Raw genomic sequence first — 2706 nt, 5'->3', positions numbered from 1 at the left:
CCGATGCGGTGGACGGCTGAACCCCAGCGGGGAGCGCATCAGTGCTCCATCATCTCCGGCCCCGCGCATACCTCCAGCGAGCAGCGAACCAGGTATTGCCACAATCCGGTGCACAACTTCCATCAGCACAACAAACATAACCGAAAACTCGCAGCGATGGATCACCCCGGTACTGCGCCCTACAGCACACCAGGCGCGTAGATCGTTCTATGCAATACTTGCTCATAACTTTCCAAAATACGCTGGGCAGTCTTGCGCCAGCTAAACTGCGCCGCATGAGCAAAACCGCGTTCACGCCAGAGTGCTGCTTCGTTCGGATCGGTCAGCAAGCGCTCCAGGTAACCCGCAAGCGTCGCGTCGTCCTCGGCATCCATCACCAACGCCGCTCCTCCTGCGACCTCCGGCAGCGGTCCGCGGTCGGAAACGATCACTGGCGTACCGCAAGTCATCGCTTCCAATACCGGAATACCAAAGCCCTCGAACCAGGATGGAAAAACGAAAACTTCCGCCATACTGTAGAGCGCAATCAGATCAGGACGTGGCGGATTGATCAGAAGCAGTGCACCGTCGCGCTCAACTGCCTCGAAAACTATCGGCAGTGGCTCAGGATGACGCGAGAAAAAGACAATCCGATGACTCTGCCGCAGCGCTGCCGGTAATCGTCGCCAGGCGCGCACCAAAACGCCGGGGTTCTTCAGCGCATCGGCGAGCACAAATGGTCGGTCAATCCCGTAACGCTGACGAACCGCAGTAAGAATGGCTTCGTCACTGATTCGGTACATATCCGGCGTTGGTGCATGGGGAATAGGAATAATGCGCTGAGGATCGAATCGGCAATAGCGGAGAATATCTTGCTTAGCGTGCTCTGAGACGGTCAACAGCAAATCGGCATGGTGCAACATGCGCCGCGAGGCAAAATACAGATAGATCGTTGTCGCCATTGAACGAAGTGTGCGTCGCGAACCGGAACTGAACAGTGTCTCACTGAGCGGCATAATCGTCAGGGCATCGTGAAGGGTTACGACAACCCGTGCACCGCTCACGCGGAAACCATAGTTTGCCGGATAATGCACCACATCGAGCCGATCACGGGCCATTGCCCGTTGCATCCCAATGTAATCAAGATACACACTCGATTGCGGCCCTCGGTACGGTAGCAGGCGCAGCGTTACCGTAAGCGGTAGATTATCTAGTTCAAACGGGCATTTTGTATCGGCGTAGAGAAATATCTGATGATCGGTAGCTATCGTACACAGCTCGGCCACGAAGTGTTTGACATAGGTATGAACACCACCAACCAAACCGTGAGACAGATAGCGCACATCAATGCCGATCCGCATAGATTGCTCCTACTGCCGTTATGACAAGCCCATATTCGCTCAGGCTGCCGAAGAGAGGAACGCTCGCAATGTTTATGAGTGTCTGATCAAGGTACACAGTGCGCATGGGTGAATAGAACAAGCGATCATTGGAACTTCTGCCTGCCCCCCCTTCGTGCGTGCTCTCCAGATGGCGAGTTGCAGCAGCCCCCGTGTATGACCGTAGCATATCAGAATGACAGTGCCTTGACGAGATGAAAATGGTTATTGACAATATTGTCATTGGTGAGCATGGATGAGCAACGTTTCCGGCTTTTGGTAGGCAGCCCCCTTCACCCGCCGCATGCGGGGGTTGGGGGTAAATTTCAGCGTATCCGCACATTATCCCCAAACTCCGGCTTGCAAGGGGGGAGGGGTTAAGTCCACTACCGCTTCTTGTACCCTGCCACCCTGACCTGTACCACTGGCTTCGTTGCTGGGGAAACTCTCTCGGCAAGCTGCGGGTCGCTGACGAGCAGACGGCGCAACAACTCCTCAGCAGATATGTCAGGATCGATCACCTCAGCCTGAGCGCCTTCGACAATAACGATCACTGTATGCTGCGCGTCAGACGGCCGATCCTTCGCTTTCAGCCGTTCGGCCAGCACACTGACGATTGGTGCAACGACTCCATTGATCAGCGCCAGCAAGACCTCCTTGTTTGCCGCAGCACTCTCGGCCAACTGGCGCACAATCTCATACACGTCACCACCCATCGCGCCGGTGTACACCGGATACGGCTCGATGCCGCGGCGACGCAGATCGGTGAGTATCTGATCGGCGCAGGCGCTAACGCCAGCCGGGTCAGGGCGGGTTGGATCGTTATCTACAAACTCGATGCGAACGGTAAACTGATCGGGCATGGGTACGCTCCTATGATCGGTCAGCAGCGCCTGATCGGCGCTGACGGCGTAACGACTGCTGTCGGGTAAGATACAACTATCGTTGCAGATGTCGTTGCAGATGATGACGGATGGCGCGACCTACCTGCCAGGAGCTGAGGCGGGGCCAGAACAACAACCCAACCGCACCACCACAGGCAGCCAGTGCATAGAGTGTCGTCGGCGAGATCACAATATTGACGTACCCGAGCAGGTGCAGCAGCAACGTCATTCCGAACCAACCAACCTGGAAGCGCCAGACTGCCCGTACCAGTCGGGTTGCGGCAGGCAACCAGAGATAACCAATCGCACCGAGCAGCAGAACAACACCCACAGCGAAGAGATCAACCTGCGCTGGTAGCAGAAACCAGGAAAGCAGAGCGCACATACCTGCCGCAAACAGCGCCCTCCAGAAAAGACTATAATATGCAATTAACATAACCATCGTTTCGAGATGGCGGCGACCC

The 2706-nt window shown here is 56.0% G+C and carries 3 protein-coding genes; all 3 read right to left on the bottom strand.

What is annotated here, in order from left to right; genetic code table 11:
• Positions 1-179 precede the first annotated feature (179 nt).
• Positions 180-1340, bottom strand: a complete 1161-nt coding sequence (locus JE47_RS0119940; RefSeq protein ID WP_051871229.1) for a glycosyltransferase family 4 protein — start codon at positions 1338-1340, stop codon at positions 180-182.
• A gap of 404 nt (positions 1341-1744) precedes the next feature.
• Positions 1745-2221 (bottom strand): hypothetical protein, encoded by a 477-nt coding sequence (locus JE47_RS0119935; protein WP_031461423.1) that lies wholly within the window; start codon positions 2219-2221, stop codon positions 1745-1747.
• Positions 2222-2297: 76 nt separating this feature from the next.
• On the bottom strand, positions 2298-2706 hold a 409-nt coding region (locus tag JE47_RS21880; RefSeq protein ID WP_035420197.1), incomplete at its 5' end, for a hypothetical protein.

Source organism: Chloroflexus sp. MS-G, from assembly GCF_000735195.1.
In the GTDB taxonomy this organism is placed as follows: Bacteria; Chloroflexota; Chloroflexia; order Chloroflexales; family Chloroflexaceae; genus Chloroflexus.
The sequence above is the reverse complement of the archived record's forward strand: the minus strand, read 5'-3'. Positions and strand labels throughout refer to the sequence as shown.

Coding starts and splice junctions, on each gene's coding strand:
- JE47_RS0119935 (WP_031461423.1), bottom strand. CDS start 2,221: ATGCCCGATCAGTTTACCGTTCGCATCGAGTTTGTAGATAACGATCCA.
- JE47_RS0119940 (WP_051871229.1), bottom strand. CDS start 1,340: ATGCGGATCGGCATTGATGTGCGCTATCTGTCTCACGGTTTGGTTGGT.